General features: G+C 70.0%; 21 protein-coding genes and 1 tRNA gene. 7 read left to right on the forward strand and 15 right to left on the reverse strand.

The genetic code is table 11. The annotated features are described in order from the left end of the window. Nucleotides 1–29: 29 nt before the first annotated feature. The 3 genes from EAH86_RS16860 to EAH86_RS16870 all read left to right on the forward strand — a co-directional run bounded on the left by EAH86_RS16860 (nt 30) and on the right by EAH86_RS16870 (nt 2,020). Nucleotides 30–1,283 carry an ROK family transcriptional regulator gene (locus EAH86_RS16860; protein WP_161988685.1) on the forward strand — a complete coding sequence of 418 codons (1,254 nt, stop codon included), beginning with the start codon at nt 30–32 and terminating at the stop codon, nt 1,281–1,283. Between the two features lie 112 nt (nt 1,284–1,395). Next, nucleotides 1,396–1,471 (forward strand) — tRNA-Arg (locus tag EAH86_RS16865). Between the two features lie 111 nt (nt 1,472–1,582). After that, a complete protein-coding gene (locus EAH86_RS16870) occupies nt 1,583–2,020 on the forward strand; it encodes a hypothetical protein (RefSeq protein ID WP_241668421.1) in 438 nt (145 codons plus the stop codon). Here the strand turns inward: EAH86_RS16870 and EAH86_RS16875 are convergent. Next, nucleotides 2,017–2,229 carry a hypothetical protein gene (locus EAH86_RS16875; protein WP_140742908.1) on the reverse strand — a complete coding sequence of 71 codons (213 nt, stop codon included), beginning with the start codon at nt 2,227–2,229 and terminating at the stop codon, nt 2,017–2,019. The genes EAH86_RS16870 and EAH86_RS16875 overlap by 4 nt on opposite strands. A 927-nt stretch (nt 2,230–3,156) precedes the next feature. On the opposite strand from EAH86_RS16875, the gene EAH86_RS16880 reads away from it, so the two are divergent. Further along, complete coding sequence (locus EAH86_RS16880) at nt 3,157–4,089, forward strand: NAD-dependent epimerase/dehydratase family protein (RefSeq protein ID WP_140742910.1); 933 nt, start codon at nt 3,157–3,159, stop codon at nt 4,087–4,089. A gap of 227 nt (nt 4,090–4,316) precedes the next feature. Here EAH86_RS16880 and EAH86_RS16885 read toward each other — a convergent pair whose 3' ends face one another. The 5 genes from EAH86_RS16885 to EAH86_RS16905 all read right to left on the reverse strand — a co-directional run bounded on the left by EAH86_RS16885 (nt 4,317) and on the right by EAH86_RS16905 (nt 8,188). Next, the gene (locus tag EAH86_RS16885; protein ID WP_206665866.1) at nt 4,317–5,357 is read right to left on the reverse strand and encodes a MerR family transcriptional regulator; all 1,041 of its coding nucleotides are present in this window, start codon (nt 5,355–5,357) and stop codon (nt 4,317–4,319) included. Between the two features lie 379 nt (nt 5,358–5,736). After that, nucleotides 5,737–6,363: a maleate cis-trans isomerase gene (locus EAH86_RS16890; protein WP_140742914.1), complete on the reverse strand. Its 627-nt coding sequence runs from the start codon at nt 6,361–6,363 to the stop codon at nt 5,737–5,739. A 134-nt stretch (nt 6,364–6,497) separates the two neighbouring features. Beyond that, nucleotides 6,498–6,872: an ester cyclase gene (locus EAH86_RS16895; protein ID WP_140742916.1), complete on the reverse strand. Its 375-nt coding sequence runs from the start codon at nt 6,870–6,872 to the stop codon at nt 6,498–6,500. Nucleotides 6,873–6,913: 41 nt separating this feature from the next. After that, nucleotides 6,914–7,342, reverse strand: a complete 429-nt coding sequence (locus EAH86_RS16900) for a VOC family protein (RefSeq protein WP_140742918.1) — start codon at nt 7,340–7,342, stop codon at nt 6,914–6,916. A 204-nt stretch (nt 7,343–7,546) separates the two neighbouring features. Further along, nucleotides 7,547–8,188: a Type 1 glutamine amidotransferase-like domain-containing protein gene (locus EAH86_RS16905; protein WP_140742920.1), complete on the reverse strand. Its 642-nt coding sequence runs from the start codon at nt 8,186–8,188 to the stop codon at nt 7,547–7,549. A gap of 535 nt (nt 8,189–8,723) precedes the next feature. Here EAH86_RS16905 and EAH86_RS16910 point away from each other — a divergent pair. From EAH86_RS16910 to EAH86_RS16920, 3 genes are all read left to right on the forward strand, one after another. Then, nucleotides 8,724–10,211: an alkaline phosphatase PhoX gene (locus EAH86_RS16910; RefSeq protein ID WP_140742922.1), complete on the forward strand. Its 1,488-nt coding sequence runs from the start codon at nt 8,724–8,726 to the stop codon at nt 10,209–10,211. A gap of 182 nt (nt 10,212–10,393) precedes the next feature. After that, complete coding sequence (locus EAH86_RS16915) at nt 10,394–10,723, forward strand: hypothetical protein (RefSeq protein ID WP_140742924.1); 330 nt, start codon at nt 10,394–10,396, stop codon at nt 10,721–10,723. A gap of 45 nt (nt 10,724–10,768) precedes the next feature. Next, nucleotides 10,769–11,113, forward strand: coding sequence for a VOC family protein (locus EAH86_RS16920; RefSeq protein WP_140742926.1), 345 nt, complete (start codon nt 10,769–10,771; stop codon nt 11,111–11,113). Nucleotides 11,114–11,166: 53 nt separating this feature from the next. On the opposite strand, the gene EAH86_RS16925 is transcribed toward EAH86_RS16920, so the two are convergent. Genes EAH86_RS16925 through EAH86_RS16965 form a run of 9 tightly spaced genes read right to left on the reverse strand, consistent with a single transcriptional unit; the run spans nt 11,167 to nt 22,392 of the window. After that, a complete protein-coding gene (locus EAH86_RS16925; protein ID WP_140742928.1) occupies nt 11,167–12,024 on the reverse strand; it encodes an FHA domain-containing protein in 858 nt (285 codons plus the stop codon). Further along, nucleotides 12,021–13,298 (reverse strand): vWA domain-containing protein, encoded by a 1,278-nt coding sequence (locus tag EAH86_RS16930; RefSeq protein WP_140742930.1) that lies wholly within the window; start codon nt 13,296–13,298, stop codon nt 12,021–12,023. The genes EAH86_RS16925 and EAH86_RS16930 overlap by 4 nt, the downstream gene beginning before the upstream one ends. Next, a complete protein-coding gene (locus EAH86_RS16935; protein WP_206665867.1) occupies nt 13,279–14,505 on the reverse strand; it encodes a PP2C family serine/threonine-protein phosphatase in 1,227 nt (408 codons plus the stop codon). The genes EAH86_RS16930 and EAH86_RS16935 overlap by 20 nt, the downstream gene beginning before the upstream one ends. Further along, complete coding sequence (locus EAH86_RS16940) at nt 14,502–16,730, reverse strand: serine/threonine-protein kinase (RefSeq protein WP_140742932.1); 2,229 nt, start codon at nt 16,728–16,730, stop codon at nt 14,502–14,504. Before EAH86_RS16940 ends, EAH86_RS16935 begins: the two co-directional genes overlap by 4 nt. Further along, nucleotides 16,727–17,917: a hypothetical protein gene (locus tag EAH86_RS16945; RefSeq protein WP_241668422.1), complete on the reverse strand. Its 1,191-nt coding sequence runs from the start codon at nt 17,915–17,917 to the stop codon at nt 16,727–16,729. Before EAH86_RS16945 ends, EAH86_RS16940 begins: the two co-directional genes overlap by 4 nt. After that, nucleotides 17,914–18,939 carry a glutamate ABC transporter substrate-binding protein gene (locus EAH86_RS16950; protein WP_140742934.1) on the reverse strand — a complete coding sequence of 342 codons (1,026 nt, stop codon included), beginning with the start codon at nt 18,937–18,939 and terminating at the stop codon, nt 17,914–17,916. The genes EAH86_RS16945 and EAH86_RS16950 overlap by 4 nt, the downstream gene beginning before the upstream one ends. Further along, the gene (locus EAH86_RS16955) at nt 18,936–20,327 is read right to left on the reverse strand and encodes a hypothetical protein (protein ID WP_206665868.1); all 1,392 of its coding nucleotides are present in this window, start codon (nt 20,325–20,327) and stop codon (nt 18,936–18,938) included. Before EAH86_RS16955 ends, EAH86_RS16950 begins: the two co-directional genes overlap by 4 nt. Next, a complete protein-coding gene (locus tag EAH86_RS16960) occupies nt 20,324–21,775 on the reverse strand; it encodes an AAA family ATPase (RefSeq protein ID WP_140742936.1) in 1,452 nt (483 codons plus the stop codon). Before EAH86_RS16960 ends, EAH86_RS16955 begins: the two co-directional genes overlap by 4 nt. Continuing rightward, the gene (locus EAH86_RS16965) at nt 21,772–22,392 is read right to left on the reverse strand and encodes a hypothetical protein (protein ID WP_206665869.1); all 621 of its coding nucleotides are present in this window, start codon (nt 22,390–22,392) and stop codon (nt 21,772–21,774) included. The genes EAH86_RS16960 and EAH86_RS16965 overlap by 4 nt, the downstream gene beginning before the upstream one ends. Between the last annotated feature and the right edge of the window lie 15 nt (nt 22,393–22,407).

The raw sequence follows: 22,407 nt of genomic DNA on the forward strand, positions 1-22,407 counted from the left end.
CCGGGCTGTCCCGGGGTCCGGCTGCGGGTGTGACCCGTGGGCCGGCGCGGTGGCCGGCGGGCGGTCAGACGCAGGGTCACACCGGGGGTCTCGCCAGGGGTCTCGCCAGCGGTCTCGCCGGGGGTCTCGCCGACCCCGGAAGGGCCGAGCTGTTCTCGCTGGCCCTGCGGTACGGACCGGTCACCCGCGGCCAGCTCGCGGAGTGGACCGGCCTGGACGCCTCGACCGTGACCAGGTCGCTGCGTCCGCTGATCGACGACGACTACCTGCGCGAGACCGGCCGCCCGTCGGCTTCCGACCAACCTGTGACGCGGCCCGCTGTAGCGGGTCGTGGGCGACCGGTGCAGGTCCTGTCCGTCAACCCGGGGCGACATGTCGCCCTGGGCGTCAAGGTGGGGCCGACGGCGGTCAGCGCTGTCCTCACCGACCTGGCCGCGACGGTGATCGGTCGACACACCGTCCCCCTCGCATCTACCGAGCCGTCCGTCGCGCTGGCCGCCGTGTGTGGTGCGGTCGACGAGCTCCTCCTGGCGGCCGGGTGCGACCGAGCCGACGTGCTGGGGGTGGGCGTCGGCCTGAGCGGCGACATCGACCCCGGGTCGGGAGCCTGCCGGCTGTCCGCGATCCTCGGCTGGCGCGACGTGCCTGTTCGCGAACCCTTGGCTGCCACGCTCGACCTCCCCGTCGTCGTGGAGAACGACGCCAACACCCTTGCCCTTGCTGAGCACTGGTTCGGCCGCGGCCGCGGCGTCCGGACGTTGGCCGTGGTCACGCTGGGGATCGGGATCGGGTGCGGCCTGGTCCTCGGCGACCGGCTGCACACCGGCGTCCGGGGCATTGCAGGCGAGTTCGGGCACCTCCCCCTCGACCCGAATGGTCGGGTCTGCACCTGCGGCGCCCGTGGCTGCCTCGAGGCGCTCGCCGGCGACGACGCGATCTGCGCGGTGAGTGGCTGTGAGTCGGTGGCAGAGGCGATGCGCGTCGCTGCGGGGCAGGGAGCCGCAGCGGAGCGCGCACGGTCAGCCTTCCGCGGCGCGGGCGACGCCTTAGGGCGTGGGTTCGCCGGGCTCTGCAACCTGGTCGACCCTGAGCTGGTCATCATCGCCGGGGAGAGCTCGGCGGCCTTCGGTCTCATGGAACCCGCCGCGCGCGAATCCCTTGCTGTCCATGGGTTCTCAGGCATCGCGTCCGAGGTGCGCATCGAGGTGGACGCCGGCCAGGAGGACCTCTGGACCCGCGGCGCAGCCAGCGTCGCCATCCGCGCAGGCGTGGGCCACCTCTAGCCCGTGTGGGCGAATGCGGAGGCGAGCCGGACGGTCAGATACCCTGCCTGACGCAGGATTGGACCATCCACGGACGCGCCCTGGCGTCCCGGTGTCGGCCGGTCAGGCCCCCGCCCTCGTAGCTCAGGGGATAGAGCACCGCTCTCCTAAAGCGGGTGTCGGCAGTTCGAATCTGCCCGAGGGCACCACCAGGTTTTCGCAGGTCAGAGGCCATCTCTGCGATCCGCGGCCGCCGATCTTTTCTCGCTGGCAGGCTCGATCCGTACCTGATCCGTACCCGACACATGCAGAATGCCGTCGTGAACCTGACTTTGGACGGCCCACCGACGGTCTCGGAGGAAGAGTGCTCCGACTGCGGGGCCCACTTCACCCTGACCAAGAACTTCGTCCTGGACGGTGACGGGCCATACGCGATCGCGTTCGCCGCGCTGCACCAGCATGGTGGCGAGTTCGAGGCGTGGATTGACGTCATCCTTGGGACGTTCGAAGGCGCCGCAGACGATGACCGCACCACCTTTGGCGCCCGGGTCGGGCCCGTCGACAGCAGCCGCGAGCCCGCCGCAACAGCGGTCCAGGCAGCGATTCCGTACGAGGACGGGCAGACCTGGGGTACGAAGCTGGGACGCCAGGAAGCCTTGGCGCACCCGCGAATTACTGACTTCTGGATAGTCGTCGACTTCATCCTCGAAACCGACCCTCATGTCAACCACCACGTCTACGGTCACCTCGACCACTAGGCCTCGTCACTCGACGGCTCTGCGCGCACCCCTTGACTCTGGGCCGTCCCAGCCATCGCCCGATTCACACGTTCCAGAGCGGCACTGTCAGCGTTGGTCCCCATCAGGTGGCCGTATGTATCGAGGGTCAGCTTGGCCGTCGAGTGACCGAGCCACGACGACACAGTCTTGATGTCGATGCCCGCCGCGATCCACAGGCTGGCAGCCATGCGCCGGAGGTCGTGCGGGCGTTTGCCTAGACCAGTCGTCGACCCGTGCTCCGAACGCCGCCAGTTGTGGGCGTGTAGGTATCCGACCTCCGCAGTCGGGAAGAGGAGATCGTCCGGATCCCGTCACCCTTGACCCGACTACTCCTGCAGACTCCCCTGCTCCGCTATCTGGTCGGTGGCTCCATCTGGCCGATCCAGTAGCGATTGACGCGCAAACGGACCGAGCGGGGTACACACTTGTCGGATGGAAGCGTCAGCTCGCCCGGATCCCGAAGGAGCACCGCGTCGACGCTCGAACCGGGGCGGCGACTCTCCCCTCGTGGCCGTATTTATGGTCCTCAACCTTATCTTTTGGACTTGGACGCAGGCCGAAGCCATGAGCCGGGAGGGTTTTAGCTGGCTCCGTGTCGCGTGCGTGGTTCTGGCGGCCTTCGGGGCCGGCATCTGGGTTACACGATTTCGCCTCGTCCGTCGCTTCCTCGACGGTGCCCCTAGGGCGGGCCATGTCAGCGCGAACGAGGCACCCCAGAGGTACCCGTAGCTTCCGAACTGGTCAGAATCACCCCGCACACGGCCGCGCGGGAACATTTGCAGCGCAATGGAATCCGCGATCCACCCTCCCCGGGCTCGCTGCTAAGCGGGTGTCGGCAGTTCGAATCTGCCCGAGGGCACCGACCGCAGAACCGAAGCTGCCAGGACTGCCGCCAACCTGGCTGAACGAGGGAACCAATTGGCTCCTTCAGACACTCGTTTGAGCCAAACTCAGCCGTGCAGTTTCCGTACTGGGCTGAGCGCAGATCCCGAATCGTGAGCTCGGCTACATCACGGGCCAAAGCCTGGCGCCAGCGAAGAGTATTCGCGGCGATATGACGCATCACAGGGTTGCGAGTGAGACCGGGGCCGATGCGCGAAGATATGGTCGCAACCATGCGCGTGGTCGTCATCGGAGGCACGGGACACATCGGCACGTATCTGGTGCCGAGCCTGGTCAGGTCCGGACACGAGGTGGTCGTCATCAGTCGTGGCGTGCGCCGGGCCTATCGTGAGGACCCGCTCTGGGGAGCGGTGCAGATGGTGGTGTGCGACCGCGAGGAGGCGGAGACGGGCCGCTTATTCGGTGCAACTGTCGCGCAGCTCAACCCCGACGCGGTGGTGGACCTGACGTGCTTCACGCCAGCGCAGGCCCGTCAGCTGGTCGAGGCGCTTGACGGACAGCACCTCATCCACACTGGAACCGTCTGGTCTTATGGGGCCAGCGCGCTGGTCCCCACCACCGAGGACTCACCCAAGGACCCGTACGGTGAGTACGGCATCAACAAGCTGGCGATCGAGCGCTACCTGGAGAGCCAGGACCGCGTCCGCGCGACCGTGGTCCACCCGGGCCACATCAGCGGCCCCGGGTGGATGCCGATCGGTCCAGCCGGCAACCTGGACCCGGCTGTCATCGACGGGCTTCGGGCCGACGGTTCTTGCCTGCTACCTGACCGGGGTGGCGAGACCATCCACCACGTGCATGCCGAGGACGTCGCAGGGCTGCACCAAGCGTGCCTGGAACAGCCCGACAAAGCCGCGTCGCACAGCTTCAACAGCGTCTGCACGCAGGCGCTGACCCTGCGGGGGTATGCCGTGCTCGTCGCCCGCCATTTCGGTCATGAGCCCAACCTGGAGTTCGTTCCGTGGAGTGAGTTCGCCGCCCGTGTCGATCCGGAGCAGGCAGCAAGCACCATCGAGCACATTGGGCGGGCCCCCTTGTTCTCGATGGAGAAAGCGCGAGCAGTCCTCGGCTTCGTCCCCAGGCACAGCGTCACGGACACGGTGCTGGGGTCGATCGATGCCTGGGTGGCCGCCAACCGGGACTGAGCCGGCCATGCCTGACACCGCCCTCGCGAACGAAGAGAGCTCTGATGCGCTTGCGACCTCAGCCCAGGCAGCGCGCCGACAGGCGGCGGAAAGACTCACCTCCCCGACGAGTCGCTTGTGCAGTCCGGCTCGGAGGTTCCGGAGGGGTCCGTGCGCGGGACGCTCGGGCCTGCGTGACGCGTCCCGCGACGGACCATTGAGACGGACCATTGAGTACTGCTCGCTGTTCAGGCGGGCTGCTCCAAGCGGACCGGCATCAGGATCGAGAGCGCGCCCTCCCGGTCCGGGTTACGGATGGCCAAGGGGGCGATCGGGTCGTCCAAGGCGAGAGTCAGCTGGGCGCCGCCCTCGAGTGCCTGCAGCAGGAACTCACGGTTCACCCCGACCACTTGTGCATCCGGGTCGTCGGACGCGCCAACCTCCACTGTGCTTCTGGTGACGCTGAGCCGGCTGACCTCGTACGTCACACCGTCGTTGGCCCGGCTTTGGGTCTCGGTCGCCTCGGCAGTCAGTGCTGCCCGCAATGCCGCGGCGTCGAACGGTACTTCCGTGCGGCCCAACTCGAGCCAACTGCGATAGGGCGGGAAGTCCACATCGGGCACCTGCGCCCGGACTGTGCCGCCGTCACCGGACAGCGTGATGGTGCCTTGCGACACCGTGACCTCAACAGAGCCGGAGTAGTCGCGGCCGAGGAGCTCGTCAACGGCCGCCGTCGGCAGCAGCAGCCGAAGGTCCCTCTGCTCCGACGTGGCCACGGTGCTGGTGGTGAGGCGGTATCGATCCGTCGCGACGACGCGAACTTGACCGGGTTCGCTGTCGAGGAATACGCCGTTCAGGCGCGGCTGCCCCGGATCTTCACAGACGGCATGACGGACCTCTCGCAGCGCGCGGATGAGCTCGTCGGCGGGCAAGGTGAACTTGTGCATGGTGGTCTCCGTGTTCTCGAGCATGTGATGGACGATGGAGATCTCCCTGCGGGCATCGGCCAAACCGGCTTCCAGTCGGCCCAGATGCGCGGTCAAGATCGACCCGGCCCTGGCCGGATCGGCCAGGATCGTTCTGATGTCGTCCAGAGGTAGTCCCACCCGGCGCAGGTGCGCCACGAGCCGTGCCTGAACCACCTGGCTCGGCTGGTAGAACCGGTACCCGGACGACGGGTCGACCACCGAAGGCGGCAGCACACCGGCACCGTCGTAGAAGCGCAGCGCGCTGACGGGCAACCCGCTGATCGACGCCAGTCGGCCAATGCTCAACAGTTCGTTCTCCACGAGTGCAACCTCCCGTCTCAACCTGCTCGAGGGTCAAGTCCGGCCATAGTGCCCGAACGCTGCTCCGGGTGTCGCCTGATCGCCGCGCTTAGGCGAGCGTGCCGCCCGTGCCAGCCGTTCGGCGTATTGAGCCCTTGACCCCACCTCGAGTTACCCTGAGGTGGGAGCCCAGCGAGGCCGGTCAAAGTTCGCAGCACAGCCGACAGGCGGCGGTGTGACTGTGCTCTTGGGCGCGGGCCGGGGCAGGTTTGATGGTGCCGGGTACCCGCGGAGTTGGAGCCAGGTTGAGTCCGCCTGTCCCAGCCGACCGCTGGGCTCTGCAAGGCGATTTCTGGGGAAAGCTGAGAACGGGTGTGATCGGCCATCGTGATGCGGCGGATTACGTCGTGGAAGTGCTTGCCCGGAGCAAGCGGCCGTAGCCGGTTATGTCCCACCCCATGCCCGTAACAGCCAAGATTGCCCACAACAGCGCCTGGTTGGCCTCGAGCACGAGTCGACCTGTGCGCAGTTCCAGCTCTTCGATCGCGTCCGCGGCACGGAATCCGTTCCCGGCAAGAAGGAGCGCCTCGGCCCGGTACTCGGCGTGGTGCTCGACCCAGTTGATGACGTCCTGCGGGGCCACGCGGGCCGGGTCGTCGGGCAGGCCCAGTGCCTTGGTCACCACGGCCTCGAAACCGTGTCTGCGGAAGTATGCCGCGCCGAGCTCGTCAAACTCCTCGTCAAACCAAGGCGGGTGCACCAGCTGAACGTGCTCGACCCCGTGCGTCCGCAGGGCTGCCGCGACAGCCGCGCAGCTGGCGACAGCAGGGACGCCGAAGCGCTGCGAGAGGCGTTCGATGAGGTGGACTTCCTCGCGGTGGCCGATGACGTAGCCGGAGGTCGTCGACGCGTGGGCGACAGCCGCGAGCCTCCTGCCGCTGAACGCCGTTGCTGCCCGGTCGAGCGCGGCGGACTCAGTCGAGGCGCGAAGCTGCGCATGGGCGGCTGGAGTGGTCCCCGTCGGCACCCGTGATCCCTCCGGTGCCGGCCCGGTTCGAAACAGGACGGTGCTGACGCGACCTCGCGTTATCGCGGGCAGCTCGGCCTCGGGTCCGCTGGCCGCGTGAGGCGTGACCACGCCCACCGTAAACCCGCCCGCGGTCACGACGGCCTGAGTTGTTCGAGCAGGCCCATGTCGTCGCGGCAAGCCCAGTGCTCGACGAGCATCCCGTCGGCGACCCGCCAGATGTGGATGAAGGTCCAGGCGGCCGGACGACCCGTGACCGGTGAGTCGGCGAGCAGCGGCATCGTGGATGCCCGATGGGTTCCGTGCAACGTCACGTGCTGGACGACGAGGTCTCCCTCACCGATCAGGTGGTGCTGCTCGAGCTCGACCGGCCCGAGGTCGTCGTCGATGGTGCGCAGGATCGCCCTGAGACCCTCGCGGCCCTGGGGGCCGGCGGCGTGGTTGACCATGTCGGCGGTCACGAGGTCGTCCAGGAACGTCTCGTCGCCCGCCCTTTGTCGTCGGAGCATCTCTTCGACTACCTCCCGGGCGCTGCGCGGGCGGGCCCCGTTCACCGGCTCTGTCCTGGATCGGCCAGGTCGGACCGCGTCATGCCATCGGGATGCCCTTCGGGCCACTGGACGAGCTCGATGCGGTAGCCGTCCGGGTCGACGACCCACGCCGTCCAGAAGGCTCCGGATCCGTCGGGCGATCCGGGCTCCTCAGCCTGGATCCCTCGTCCAGTCAGGTCCGCGACCGTCGCGTGCACGTCCTGGACCTGGATGACGACGTGGCTGAAGCCAGCGGGTTCCACCGGGCCGCGGGACGGGTCGTGCACGAGCTCCAGGGCCACGAACTCGTCACCGGGCAGCGCCAGCATCATCAGGCTGCCCAGCTCGGTCTCGGGGACGGTGCCAAGCAGCTCGTACCCCAACGCCGTGTAGAAGGCCAGAGAACGGTCGGGTTCCTCGACGCGCAGACCTAAGTGCAGGGTCCTCATCCTCGTCCTTCGCTCGGCTGCTCCGTCAAGGGAAACACAAATGGATTGTGATCCTCTCACTGACGATGGGAATCTCCACGGGGTCACCTTCAAAGTCGAAAAGGCGACCCGCCCGTCTCGCGGCTGCTTGACGATTGCCGGTAGGACCGGCGTCCGGCCGGAGCGGGCGGCACGTGGCAAACGCTGAGCGGTGGTTGACCGTGGCTATGCGAGCAGCTTCCAGTGCCCCTCGGTGACGACCTCGACCGTGCCGTTGTCTACCTTGATGGCCGTCTGGTCGTCGATGGCGTACGCCGGACCCGCGATTTCGGCGGCCCACGGCTCCGCCTCGGCCATTGTGTTGCCCGGGAAGACGTCCAGGTGGGGAAAGATCGAGAACTCGACGACCCCTAGGGTCCTGTCGTCCGGCGCGGACGGCCACTCGACGAAGTAGGCACCGATCCGGGGAGTCATCGCCATGCTCCCGGCGCTCACTCCCACCCAGACCGTCTCGGGAAGTGACGGTAGGAGCTGCGCCAGTCCGGACTGCCGCATCCAGTGGCACAGGTACGTCGTATCGCCGCCGTCCACCAGCAGGACGTCCGCCTCCCGGACCCAGGGGACCCGGCGCTCCTCGCCGATGCTGGGGAGTGCGGTGAGCTCGAGGACGCCCAGCGACTTCCACCCCAGAGAGGTCATGCCACTGACGAAGCCACGCACCGAGGCCGGCCCACACATCGGGTGGCCCCATTGCGCCGTGGGGATGCAGAGGGCCGTGGAGTCGGCGATCGGCTTGCCTAGCAAGTCGACCAGCGCATCGCGGATGCTCGTGTTCGTGACGCCCCCGGACGTGAGAAGAAGCTTCAAGATGTCTCCCGTTAAGAGTGCGATGAATGCGTGTGACGTACAGACCGGAGACCACCGCCAGACTCATCGCTTCTGGACGGGGCGAAACTACTGCCAACAGGCCACTCGCTTCAGCGGTCAGCAACTACGCCCGCAGCAGCGAACGCACGCGCCGTACGAACCGCCCGACTTGATTCGGTCGTCTCAGGGCGCTGACTGGCGGCGGAATGACTCGGTCGGCTCACCACATTTGGCCTCTCCCTCAAGCGTGCGCGCCCGCTCGACACCCGTACACGAAGGTGGGAGGCGGACCCTTCGGTCGTGCGGCCGCATCAGGGGGCGAACATGGCTGAGGAGCGACCGTGCGGTGGCGGGATAAACGCAACGCGTGAGTACGCGCCTCCTGGCGCAACGCGGCATACGGGCAATGGTGCGGTGTCCCCAAGCGTTCACCTGCCCGTCACCGAACGGTCCTCAACGGTTCGGGCCTGTATTCAGGTCTGGTGGCGAGGGTGACGAGCGACCTGCACCGCACTTTGAATCCCCTGGAGGGTCCATGACCACTACCCGTCGAGCCATGTTGACCGGAAGCGCCGCCGCGGGGGTGGGACTGGTCGTGGCCGGTGCCACGCCGAGCCTCGCCGAGGCCGCGCCGACGTCGTCCTCAGACCGTCGCCCCGGCGGCGGCCACAAGCAGCCCGGCCCGTTCCCGCCCCTGGTAGACGACCCGAACGGCCTGCTGGCCCTGCCGCCCGGCTTCCGCTACACCGTCGTCACGCGCGCCGGCCAGACCCAGATGCGCGATGGCCAAGGGCCGACGCCGTCGAACCACGACGGGACGGCCGTCTTCAAGGCGCCCAAGAACCGGCTGCGGCTGATCCAGAACCACGAGCTCCCCGCGGGGGCTGCCCTCGGCGTCCCGCACATCGAGGGAACGGTCTACGACCCGACCGCTCTGCAGGGCGGTGGCTGCACCGTCATCGAGACCGACGACCAGGGCCGCAACCACGGCGAGTGGGTGGGCATCTCGGGCACCCTGACCAACTGCGCCGGTGGCCCCACCCCGTGGGGCACCTGGTTGACCTGTGAGGAGACCGAGACCAAAGCCGGGGCGAGCTGGTCCGGCAGCGGTCTGAGCGGCACCTACTCCAAGGACCACGGCTACGTCTTCGAGGTCTTCGCCGACGGTCGGGCACACCCGGAGCCGATCAAGGCCTTCGGTCGCTACGCCCACGAAGCCCTCGCGATCGACCCCACCCGCCGCCAGGTGTACCTGTCCGAGGACGCCAGCAACCCGAACGGGCTGTTCTACCGGTGGACCGCGCCGGCCGGCGTCCGGCTCAGTGACGGCATCGCTGCCAAGCTCGGCCCGACCGCCGGTGAGCTCGAGGCGATGGCGATCATCATGGACGACGGGTCGGTCCTGCCGGACGTCGCCTACCTGACCTCGGCGCAGCTCGGGCGACCGTTCCCTGTCCGTTGGGTCCACGTCCCCGAGCGGGACGGCCAGACCACCTCGGTGCGCAAGCAGTTCACCGGTGAGATCACCCGTGGCAAGAAGTTCGAGGGTGTCTACGGCATCGACTCCGGCGTCTACGTGGTCAACAGCTTCGCCTTCAACAGCGCGGACCTGCCCGCCGACGCGGTGAAGCACGACGGGATGGTGTGGTTCTACTCCTACCGCGACCAGACCATCACGCTGGTGACCTACTTCCCCCACCAGACGACCTCGGATACCGGGGCGTCCCCCAAGTACTCCGACATGGTGTTCGACGGTCCGGACAACGTGACCGTCACCCCCTGGGGCACGTTGGTGCTCGCCGAGGACGGCGTCGGCGCCTCGCACGTGCTGAGCTCGGTGCCCGGCGGCCCGACGTACGCCATCGCCCGCAACCAGCTCAACATCGGCACGGCGGCGGCCCCGGAGTACTCCGAGTTCACCGGACCGACCTTCAGCGACGACGGCAAGGTGTTGTTCGTGAACATCCAGACGCCGGGGATCACCTTGGCCATCACCGGCCCGTGGAGCAAGTACCTCGGCTGACAAGGGACAACGACGCGCCGCCTCGCGGCGGTCAGCAACGAGGAAGGACCGGACGTTCGCGTCCGGTCCTTCCTCGTGTGGACGGTGAGTCGACGCCCCTGTCGGACGCAAGGGGGCCCGTCAGCCTCACACTGGAGCCGTAAAGGACCCGTGCAGGACCCGGATGTTGGAAGGTTGCCCAGATGCAGGTGCACGAAGAGATGGTCCGCGATGCACTCAGCGACCTCGCCGACGAGGACTACCAGCGTCGGGATTGGACCAGCCGGACTCCATCCGGGCAGTCCTCGCTCGAAGAGTGCTGGGAGCGGCTGTTCGATGACAGTGGTCTGGGCACCGCTCTCGACAGCGAGACGGAGGTCTTCGGTGACCACCCGGACCAATGCCTGCGCGAGCTGGACACCGCCCTTCGTGCCGTGCCGGTGGATGCCTCGGCCAGCGAAGTCCTCGACAGTGAAGAGATGGCTCTCGTGCGCAGCCTCGCCAGCAGGACCCTCGGCCTCCTTGCGGACTAGCCAGCTTCGACGGGTGCGGGGCACCGCATTGCCTAACGTGTACTCATGGCTTCCTTCGTGAAATCCGTGACCTTCGACTGCTCCGACGCGCTGGTGCTCGCCGCCTTCTGGGCCGAGGCGCTCGGGTCGAACGTCGACGAGGACAGCACTGCCGATCGTGCGTGGGTCGAGCCACCCGGATGGGGCGGCCCCAACCTGTGGTTCCACAAGGTCCCCGAAGGCAAGTCCGCCAAGAACCGGCAGCACTTCGACCTTCGCGCGATGGGACCAGTCAAGGCCGAGGTTGACCGACTGGTGGCGCTGGGCGCCTCCGTCATCGGCGACAGCGATGACGGAGACCTCGTCGTCATGGCAGACCCCGAGGGCAACGAGTTCTGCGTCGAGACCTGAGTCCCGCGGTAGCACGCACCACGCAGCTACGCGGCATACCAAGTCTCGGCAGCTCAGAGCTGCTGTTCCTCCGCGGTCGCGCGCCGCACCACCAACCGGGTCCAGGCCCCGACGTAGACCCGGTCGCCCTCGGCGAGCTCGCGCCGCTGTCCCGGTGGCAGAGGGGCCGCCGGCAGCGGACCACTCGCGGAGCCGACGTAGGTGCCGTTGGAGGACTCCAGGTCCTCGACCCACCACCGAGACCCATCGGTCGTCAGCTGGGTCTGGCGCCGGCTCACTCCAGGGTCACTGCCGAGGTCGATGTCCGGGTGGATGCCGCGGCTGACCGACGGCCGACCGATGAGCAGGCTCTGCAGCCGCAACGGCACGGTCTCGGGCAGCCCCGGTGACGGACAGGGGTCGTCGCTCTCCTGCGACGCGTACCAGTCCGGGTCCACCCACACCTCGGCCACCCAGCCGACGGCGAGCTCCGGAGCTACCGGTGGCGCGGGCGTCTGCCCCTCGCCGGACCCTGCGCCGGAACCCCCCGAACCCCCCGAGTCCCCCGCGTCCAGGTCGAGCGACGAGGTCGGCGGCGAGGTCGGGGCCTCGGCAGGGCGCGGCATCGTCCCGGTCGTGAAGTCGTAGCCGCACGCCTCGCAGAACAGCGCGGCCGAATCGTTCTGGGTCTGGCAGTTGGGGCACTCCTGGGTCGCTGCCTCCGCGCTCGAGGCCGGTCCGTCGGGAGCGGTGTCAGGCGCTGCTCCCGACGCGCCGACCGCCCCGGCCCCCGAGCCGGAACCGTTGGCACCGTTGGCACCGTTGGCACCGGCTGCTGACGCGCCACCTTCCTGCGCGATCGGCACCCCGCAGACGTCGCAGTAGTCCGTCGCGGTCGAGTCGTGCCCGTTCGGGCAGGTGACGGTGCTCATTTCCTGACCCGCGTGGTCTTGGTGGAGGAGGTGTCGAGCGCCATCTCGTCCAGCTTGCTCACCGAGCGACGCAGCCGGACGGTGCCGGTCTCGGGGTCGTCGATGTCGACGATCTTGCGCAGCCGGCTGGTGGCCTCCTCGTTGCCGGTCTGCGCAGCGAGCTGCACCGCCCGCCCGAGCTTGGCCGTCGCCGTGTCGGTGTCGCCGAGGGCCTTTGCAGCGAGGCCGTCCTGGATGGCTTCGGCGAGCTCGGCCTGACCGGTGTAGTGCGCGACAGCCGGGTCGATCCGGGCCGTCAGGGTGTCGTCGTTGGACCACCTTGCCTTGACCAGGCCCTGGGCCGCGACCGTGTCACCGACGGCCAGCTGCACGCGCGAAGCGAGCTGTTCCTGACCCACCGACTTCGCGGGCAGCCGCACCGCCACGTGGTAGTCGCGGGCCTCGTCGCCCCAGGACCCCGTGGGATAGCCACCCGTCAGCGGGTTGACCTCATGTCGCCGTGCGGTGAGGTCCTCGACCGTCGGCGAGACCTGTCTGACGAACAACACCTCCGCCCCCTGCGGCGCCCACACCCGCAAGGTCGCCTCCGCGACACCACGCCCCATCGCCTGCCGCATGATCTGCTCGAAGTCCGCGGCCATGTCCTCGGGGCGCGCGATGAGGTCGACGCTGCCGAGCAGGGTCGTGGCGATACGGCGAACCTCCGCCACCTGCCAGTCCTCACCGACACCCCGGCAGTCGCACTGGAACTTGCCCCTCGCCTCCTCGATGGCGGCGCTGAGCTCCTGCGGTGTCTCGTGCTGGTTGATCCCGTCCGTCAGGAGGATCGCGTGTCGCTGGGCCAGGTTCGGCACGGACGAGAACACCCGGGTCGCCAGCCTCAGCCAGGTGCCCATGGCGGTGCCGCCGTCGGCCCAGAAGGAGCCCACCGCAGCCTTGGCCTCGGCACGCACCTGCGGGTCCATCCGCACCATGGCGGGCTCGGGGGAGACCGGGAACGCCAGGCGCGGCAGGTGGCTCCCCGCGATCACAGCGAACCAGACACCGTCGAGCACCTGGTCGAGCGCTGCGGCGGCGGCCTGCTGCACGGCGACGATCTTGTCGCCGCCCATCGATCCGGAGGTGTCGACGATGACGATCTCGCCGGCGTCGCCCGAGTCGGACTGACCCGCCTCGCCTGCACCGGAACAGGTCACCGTCACGATGGCGTGGACGTCCGTCCCGCCATCGGGCAGGAACTCGTTCTGGAACACCTCAGCTGAGAACGTTGCCATCTGGCGTGCCTTCCTCTTGGTATGCCGCGGGGGCTGGAGCGGTGGCGGTGTCAGGTGCCGCCGTGGCGGGCGTGGCCGCCACGGCGGGGGTGGCCGTCGTGGCGGGGTTGGCGGGCCCGGCCGTCGTCGGTGGGCCGACCCGGGCGAGGGCCGCCGTGATGTTGTCCATGCCACCCTGGGCGTTCGCCCAGTCGACCAGGCCATCGGCCAGGTCGAGCGGTGCGGAGCCGGTCCTCGAGGCCGTTTCGTGGAGGAGTGCTGACATCGCGTCCCCTTCAGAGCAGTAGTTCCAGAGGCCATCGGAGCACACCAGCACCCACCCCGGCTCGGTCAGGTCGACCGAGGCGGTCCGCGGGGTGTGGTCCGGCGCGTCGATGCCCAGCCACCGGGTGATCGCATGCGCCTGCGGCCCGTTCTCCGCCTCCTCGCGCGACATCCCTCCGGCGATCTGCTCCGCCGCGAACGAGTCGTCGATGCTGAGCAGCTGTCCGGCGCCGGCATCGGGCAACCAGTAGGCACGGCTGTCACCCACCCAGCCCACGACGAGCTGCGACTGCTGGATGACCGCGGCGACGAACGTGCACGACGCCGGGTTTCCGGGCCCCGCGGTGGTGTGGCGGATGACCGCGTCATTGGCGGCATCCACGGCGGCCTCCATGGCCCTCGCCGTCGCCATCAGCCGGGTCGCCGCGGTGCCGAGCGCCTGCGGGTGGGAGACGGCGAGCACGTCGCGGGCCGCCCGCGCGGCGGCGAGGCTGGCCACGTCGGAGTCGGTGGAGGACGACACCCCGTCGCAGACGACGAGCACGGCGTGGCTGCCCGGTTCGGCCCCCGCGTGCAGGGCGACGGCGTCCTCGTTGCGGTCGTGGCGGATGCCGCGGTCGCAGACCGCGGCGACCCAGGGTGCCGGCTCCTCGACGAAGTGGTCGCGCTCGCTCACGGCCCCGGCGCCGCACTGAGTGCAGTAGCCGTCGGGGGCAACCTCGCCGCCACACTCGTGGCAGGCCCGAGCGGCTGTCACGGTTGCCGTCTGCGGCGGCGGCAGCTCCACGGCGGGAGTCAGCTCGGCGCCACAGGCCTCGCAGAAGCGGTCGCTATCGCCGATCGGTGCCGAGCATGCGGGACAGGACAGCGCCACTGCCGCCACCGGCATACCGGCCTCTGCTCCGGTGACCCCGGCGGCGAGGTCAGGTGCGGTCCCCGTCATCGCAGCGTCCAGCGGCGCACCGCGTTGGCCTCGTCGACCAGACGGACCCGCTCCTGCCGACTGTCGGCGTGCGTCGCCAGGTCGCGGTACGCGGACTCGAGGCCGTCACGCAGGGCAGGCTCGGAGGCGGGGTGACCGGCGAGGGTGACCGACGGGTCGGCGCCCTGCGTGGTCACCACCGACAGGGCCAGCTCCAGGACGTCGACCCGGAAACGGGAGCGGTCGACCGGGTCGATGGTCAGGTCGTCGATGCTCGCCAGGGCTGCGGCGAGCGACGGCAGCCCACCACCCGACTCGGCGAGGAGCCCGGCGCGCCGACGGCGGGCCTGGGTGAAGGCACGGCTGGTCGCCGGCACGAGGTCCAGGGCACGGACGGCGCCGTCGATGTCACCTCGCCCGGAGCGGATCCGGGCGAGCCCGAACGCCGCCGGGGCGATGTAGTTGGCGTCGGTCCGGGCACACGTGACGTAGAGCGCCTCGGCGACATCGGCCTCGCCGCCGGTCTCGCAGGCGAACGCGAGGGCCAGCTTGGGGGCGAGCTCGCCCGGAACCTGGCCGTAGACCGCGTTGAAGGCGCTCTGGGCCTCGCTCGTCCTGCCCCGGGCCAGCGCGACGAGGCCTTCGACCCACACCGCGCGCCACTCCCACGGGTCGTCCGCGAGCAAGGCCTGGACGGCCTGGTCGACCCGGTCGAAGTCGCCTGACTCCAGAGCTGCCTGGGCGGTGGCCAGCAGCACTTCGGGGCTCGGCGCCGGCGCACTGTCCAGGGCCACCAGCCGCTGTGCGGGGTCGTCGATGCTCACCGTCCGCAGCCAGGACGCCTGCGGATCGCCCTCGTCCCGGCGCAGGGTGGGCAGGTGCTGCCAGGCCAGCGAGTCGTCCGAGACGGTGGGCACGTCGAAGAGCAGTGACGAGGTGGAGTGCTCGGCCGCTCCCTCCCGGTCGAGCGCGACGACCTCGCGGAGCACCCCCAGGAGCTGGACGCGCAGCTCGTCGGCGCTGACGAACCGGTCCGCAGGATCGGGGGCGCAGGCCTTGAGCAGCAGCCGGTAGAACGAGTCGTGCTTCTGGAACAGGGGCGTCTGGTCGACGGGCGGCAACGAGGCGATGTAGGTGCTCTGATACCCGCGGAACTCTGCGGCCAGCACCATCAGGGCGCGCCCGATCGTGTAGATGTCCGAGGCCACCGAGGGCCCGACCTGCGGCACCTCCGGCGCCTGGTAGCCCGTCGTGCCGTAGATCGCCGAGTCGAGGTCGTCGAGCCGGCGCACCCCACCCAGGTCGATGAGCTTCACGGCGTCGCTGACCTGGATGACGTTGTCGGGCTTGAAGTCGCAGTAGACCAGGTTGAGGTCGTGCAGGTACTGGAAGGCCGGGAGGACCTCGATGACGAAGGCGATCGCCTGGTCCAGCGGCAGGGGGCTGTAGACGCCGCCGGCCTTCTTCATCCGGTCCTTGAGCAGCTCCTTCAACGAGGTACCGCCGACGTACTCCATGACGATGTAGCCCGCGCCCTCGTGGGACACGAAGTTGTAGATCTCGACGATCAGCGGGTGCTCGACCTGGGCCAGGAACTGCCGCTCCGCGATCGCCGCGGCGAGCGCATCAGGGTCTCCCGAGTTCAGCAGGCCCTTGAGCACCACCCACCGGTCGGACACGTTGCGGTCGCGCGCGGCGTAGATCCACCCCAGCCCGCCATGGGCGATCGCGCCGGCGACGACGTACTGCCCGCCGACGACATCGCCCTCCTTCAGCTTCGGCGCGAAGGAGAACGGGTTCCGGCACGTGGGGCAGAACCCCTCGGTCCGACCTGGCTTGCCGTCGCGGGACCGGCCGACGGGCGACCCGCACGACGGGCAGGTCCGCCGGTCCTCGGGAACCATCGGGTCGGCCAGGACGGCCTTGGCCGCGTCGACCATCGGCACGGGTGGGATCGAGGTCAGCCCCGCACCGAGCCGGGCCCCGCGCAGTCGCTGGGAGGACGTGCCCAGACGACGGGTGACCTTGCTGCCGCCACTGGTCCGGGCCGACCCGAGCGCTGTGGAGGCGAGCCGGTTCGAGGCCCGCGACACCGTGGACGGGGTCTGGGCGATGCCGGCCGGCGCCGTCGGCACCGACCCGGCCTCCGGCGCGGCAGCCGTGGCCGGCGAGCCGCACACGTCGCAGTAGCCGTCGAGAATCGTTCCGGTGCAGCCCGGCTGGGTGCACGGCAGGGTCGTGGTCATGACGCCGCTCCTGGACTGGTCCGGCCCGTGGAGGGCGGCGGCGGGCTTTGGGTGCTGGCGAGATAGGCCTGGTATGCCGCGACGAGAGCCCGCGCGCGGGCCAGATCCACCGGCGTCCGGTCGAGCACCGCCATGGCGCGGGTCTCCAGCTCCTCGAGGTCTCCCGCTCGCGCTGCCCCAGACCCGGCCACGAACCCGGCGCGCGGCGGTGCGGCAGCAAGGGCCGCAGCCTTCGCGGCATACGCACCGAGACGCCCACGCAGCTCGGCGCGCTCGGACAGCGCCGCGGCATACGCGTCCTGCGCCACGGTCATGGCGCGGCGGACCTTGTCCAGGCGCACCAGGTAGGCGTCGACCGCGACGGGGTCGGTCGGGACCGGCCCCAGGGTCGAGACGTCTGGCACGGCAAACCGAGGGGGCGAGGCCACCTCCTTGACGCACTGAGCCGCGAGGTCACGCAGCGCCGCCCCCTGCGCCTCGAGCTCGGTGCGCAGTGCCTGGGCACGGGCAGCGTCACGCGAGTCGGCCGCGCGCCGGGAGGCAGCGACGATGAGGTCCCGCTCGGCGCGAGCGGCGTCGTTCTCCAACGGGCCCAGCAGACCTCCGACGTCCGCACCCCGCTGGAACCGCGCGCTGAGGTCGTCGACCCGCGCGGCGAGCCGCGCCTGCGTGGCCGAGCCGGTCGTGTCGACGGTGGAGGGCTCGCGGTCGACGAGGTCCCTAAGCCGCTCGACGGCAGCCCGCAGCTGACGCACCCGCGTGGTGACGTCGGCCTGCGACGTGTCGATGCCGAGCCGGGCTCGCAACGAGGTCGCCAGCGCGTCCGAGAGGCGGCACGCCTCGGGCAGCGAGACCGCGAGGGAGGTGTCGACCCTGGACCAGACGAGCGTGGAGAGTCGCTCCAGCTCGGTCGGCCCCGCGCGCCCGGAGTCCCAGGTGGCCGTCAGCAGGTCGTAGCGGTCCGAGACCGACTTCCAGAGCGCCATCGAAAGCGTCAGGTCGCCGGTGAAGGCCGACTGGTCCGGAGCCTGCAGCGCCGCCTCGTCCAGGAGGTCGAGCTCGCCCTTGCGCTGGTCGCGCCAAGCCCCCAGCGCCTCGAGGTACCGCAACGCCTCCACGCCGACCAGGGGCGTGCCGAGCCGTCCCGGTGCCACGGGAGCCGAGGCGTTGGCCATGGTGGCGTTCACCGGGTCCGTCCGTAGACCGCGACCGGCGGGGTGGGTGCCTTGCCCAGTGCGGACAGCCAGGTGTTGTAGCTCTTGGTCCACTGGCCGTCCGCCCGCACCTGAGCCAGCACCCCGTTGACGAACGCCACGAAGTCGACGTTGGCCGCGTTGAAGCCCAGTCCATACGGCTCTGCGGTGAACGCGGGTGCCTTGACGACGAGGGCGTACGGGTCCTGGACGGCGAGGCCCGCCAGCACCGTGTCGTCGCCGGTGATGGCGTCGACCTTGCCCTCCTGGAAGAGCACCAGGCAGCCGGTGTGGGTGTCCGCGCCGACCGGGATGACTCCGGCAAAGGTCCGGAGCTTGGTCATGCTCGTGGAGGCGTTGGGTGCGCAGACCTTCTTGCCGACGAGGTCCGCCATCCCCGTGATGGGACCGCCGCCCTGGGCCGTGTCCCCGAGGTGGACCATCACCTTCTGCCCAGACCGGTAGTACTCACTGGAGAACGCGATCTCCTTCCAGCGGTCACAGGTGATGGTCATGTTGCGCGCCACGATGTCCACGCTGCCAGCCTTGAGGACCGGCAGGCGCTGCGCGGTCGTAATGACCCGCAGCTCGATCTTGTTGGGGTTGTTGAAGATTGCCTGCGAGACCGCGTGCAGCATGTCGATGTCGAAGCCCTCGATCTGGCCCGAGACCGGGTCGCGTGAGCCGAGCAGCAGCGTGTCGGCCGAGACCCCCGCGATGAGGCGCCCACGCGCCTGGATACGGGCCATCGTGCTGCCCGCGGGCATCTGTCCCGGAGGGGGAAGCTGCGGTGGGGGCGCATACGACTGCAGGCAGTTGGCCACTGTCACGTCGGGGTTGGTCGGTGCAGGTGCCGGGGTGGTCGTCGCCGTCCCAGAGGGAGTCGTGGACGTCGCGCTGGTCTGTTGGCCGGGGACGGGCGTTGCCTCGTAGACGCCGGCGTCAGCGCACGATGCCAGCAGCAACGCCGCGGCGGTGGCAAGGGTGGCGAGCGCCGCTGCGCCCAGCCGGCTCATCGGTACTCCTCCAGCCGGTGCGAGAAGCCCCGCCAGGCGCAGGCCGCAGCCAGCAGACCGGCCAGCACACCGAGTACCCCGCCGAGCGGGAGCCACGTCCGGGCCCCGTCCAGCCGCGCGGATGCGTCGGCACTGAAACTGGACAGCTGCCGCGCCGAGGCGGTGTCGAACTGGGCGAAGGAGCCGTTGCCCGCCTCGGTCCCGGTGCCCGTGGCGAGTCGCACGGCACCGTCCCAGTCACCCTTGTCGTCGAGGCTGCGGATCTGCTTGTGCACGCCCTCGTAGGTCGGCCACGACAGGGCGCCGGACCCAGCGGACACGGGGTTGTTGCCGAGGTGTGAGAGCTCGGTCCGCACCGCGGCGTCGGAGGTCTGCCAGGCCTTCTCGAAGGCGCTGCCGGAGCCCCGTGCGATGAGCGTCAGGCTCTCGTTCGACTTGGCGTCGAAGGCGGCGATCCGGGCCTTCGCGGTCGACAGGGTCGCGGCGTAGGTTCCCGTGCGCACAGTGTCCACGGTGCGCCCCACCGCGGCAAGGGCGAGGACACCGGCCACGAGGGCGATGAGGACCACGACGGCGCCGGCCGCGAGCGGGATGTTGACGTAGCGCCTGGTCCGGCGAGCCAGCCACACCAGCTCGAGTACCAGCACCGCCAGGGCGAGCAGCCCGGCGATGACCAGCCACAGCGCGGCACCACCGGCGTTGTCGAACTCGGTGGAGACGCGCGCGTTGTTGGCGTCAACCAGGTTCTTCAGGATCGGCCGGGCGTCGGCCCGCAGGTTGGCACTGGCGTCCTTGAGGTACTGGGCGCCTACCGGCAGCCCCTGCCGGTTGTTGGACCGAGCGCTCTCGATCTCACTGGCGTAGGTGACCAGGACCTGGTTGAGCGCGCCGAGAGCGGCACCGTCGGCAGGCTGGTGCTGGGCAGCCTCGGCGATGAGCTGGGTGGCGGAAGCGACGGCCCTGAGGTAGTCGGCACGCTGGGCAGGCGGTTCCAGCCCTCCGACGAGGAAGGCGTTGGTGGCGTCCGCGTCGGCCTGGACCAGGTTGGTCTGGATGGCCTGGATCCGTACGAGCTGGTCGGTGTTGGCTCCGGCCCGCTCGAGGGCGCCACTGGCAGACCGGAAGGCCTGGCCGCCGGCGAGCCCGAAGGCGAGAGCCACTGCCACGCCCACGGCGGCCAGCCAACGCATCCGACCGGGCGTCTCCTCCAGGCTGGCCCGGATCGTCGCGAGCAGCGGGGAGAGCCGACCGGCCAGGCCCGACGGGGAGCCGGAACCAGAGGTCGAGTCGGGCGCAGTGGCGGGTGCGGGGCTGGTGGCGCTGCGGTCACCCGGCACCGGAGAAGGGCTCACGCGGGCAGCCGTCGCCGCGCTCGTGGAACTCGTCACGGCATACCTCCAAGGGTGCGGTCACGGGGGCCGGGATCCGCGGCGGTCAGTACCGGTTCTGACGCGGGCACACCGCCGGCGGCTCCCTCCTCGAGAGGCTCCTCGTCGAAGTCCCGTGCCACGAGCTGGCGGAGCTGGTCCAGCGACGGGGCATCGACCTCACGCAGCCGCCAGGCGTGTGCGCCGATGGCCGCCTCGAGGGCGTTGCGGGCAAACCGGCCGTTGCCGAAGCTGCTCCCGCGCGGGGTGCGGCCGAGCACCTCGCGGAACCGCTCGGTGGCCTCGGGCAGCAACTCGTAGTCGGCGCCGCGTGCGAGCTGGACCAGGATCGCCGCCAGCTCCTCGTCGCTGTAGTCCTCGAACTCGATCGTCGTGCGGAACCGGCTGGCCAGCCCGGGGTTCGCTGCGATGAACGCCTCCATCGGTGCCGGGTAGCCGGCGACGATGACGACCAGGTCGTCGCGCCGGTCCTCCATCTCCTTGACGAGGGTGTCGACCGCCTCCTGGCCGTACTGGTCGCCCTGCATCCCGGTCCCCGTGAGGCTGTAGGCCTCGTCGATGAACAGCACCCCACCGGCGGCGGACGCCACGACCTCGGCGGTCTTGGTCGCGGTCTGGCCGAGGTAGCCCGCGACGAGCTCGGACCGGTCGACCTCGACCAGCTGGCCCTGGGACAGCAGGCCGAGTGCCTGGTAGATGCCCCCGACCAGGCGCGCCACCGTCGTCTTGCCGGTGCCGGGGTTGCCGGTGAACACCAGGTGCCTGGTGATGGTGGGGCTCTTCAGCCCCGCGTCGGTCCGCAGCCGCTCGATCCGCAGGACGGCCACCTGACGGTGGACCTCGCGCTTGACCCGTTCCAGCCCTATCAGGGCGTCGAGCTCGGCCAGCAGCTCGTCGACGGTCCGGGTCGGCGCTGGCGGCGTCTCCGATGCCGTATGCCGCGTGCCCGCCGTTGCCGCGGTCGTCGTCGCCGGGGACGTCGCCTCGGATGGTGCGTTCCACGGGGCCGGTGGCGAGTGGGTGAGGGCTGAAGGGTCGGAAGCTGAGGGGGCAAGGACGGGGACCGCTGCGAGCTGGGCCGCGGCCGCCACCGAGGCGTTGCCGATGACGCGCATCGTCGGCTCGCCGAGCTGGCATGCCGCGGAGGCCACCTCGGCCAGCGCCTCGGCGTACGCGCGGGCCGACGGGTTCCCTTGCGCGACAAGGGAACCCAGGGAAGCAGTCGGGGACTCGCGCCAGCGACGCCCCCGGCTCGCCGCATCGAAGAAGTCCTGGGTGGTTGCCTGACCGACGGCCCGCGCCCAGTCAGAAGCCGCGCCCGGCGCCGACTCCGCCACCGCCGCCGCGAGGCTGAGCGCCTCGGACCGCGCGGAGTCCGCGTCCAACCCTGCGTGCGAGGCCAGGGCCGCCGCGGCGTCGACGGCCTCGCTCAGGCTCGGACCGCTCATGAGGCGTCCCGTCCACTGGGCGGCCGGAGTCGTTCGAGGCTGCCCGTGTCTTCGTCCGCAGGCAGGGTGGCCGGCGTGTCCGGCATCTCCGGCAAGGGCGTGGCGTCCACGTTGAGCGAGCCGCCCGTCGAGGCGGTCCCGAACTTCTCGGCCAGGAACCGCCCGTGAGCCACGAGCGCGGCCGCGTCGTCGCGGCATACCGCGTCGTAGACCTTGTCCATCGTCGTGGCGAGGAGGTCGAGCTGGTCGATGAGGACCATGAGCGAGGACTTCCCGCGGTCGACCGGCCGACTGTCCGCGAACTGCCTCGGGAGACGCAGGTAGCCGCCGAGCGCCTCGGGGAGGTAGTCGGTCGCGGTGGCCATCACGGAGTACGCCTGAGGACTTCCCGCGCCGAGGCTGGGGAGCCGCGGAATGGTGTCGCGCACGACCCGGTCGACCCGCCGCACCCGTGAGGCGACCGGCGCGGGCACGGCCCCGCCCGCCACCATCGCCTCGACGCGGTCGAGGGCGGCGAAGAGGTCGTCGCTGGTCGGGACCGGTGGCACCCGGAAGCCTTCGACACCGACCGGCTGTTGCTCCCGGCGCAGGAGGCGGCCCCAGAACCCACCCGACATGTGTTCACTATCCCC

This window comes from Pedococcus bigeumensis (assembly GCF_006438965.1).
GTDB classification, from domain to species: Bacteria; Actinomycetota; Actinomycetes; order Actinomycetales; family Dermatophilaceae; genus Pedococcus; species Pedococcus bigeumensis_A.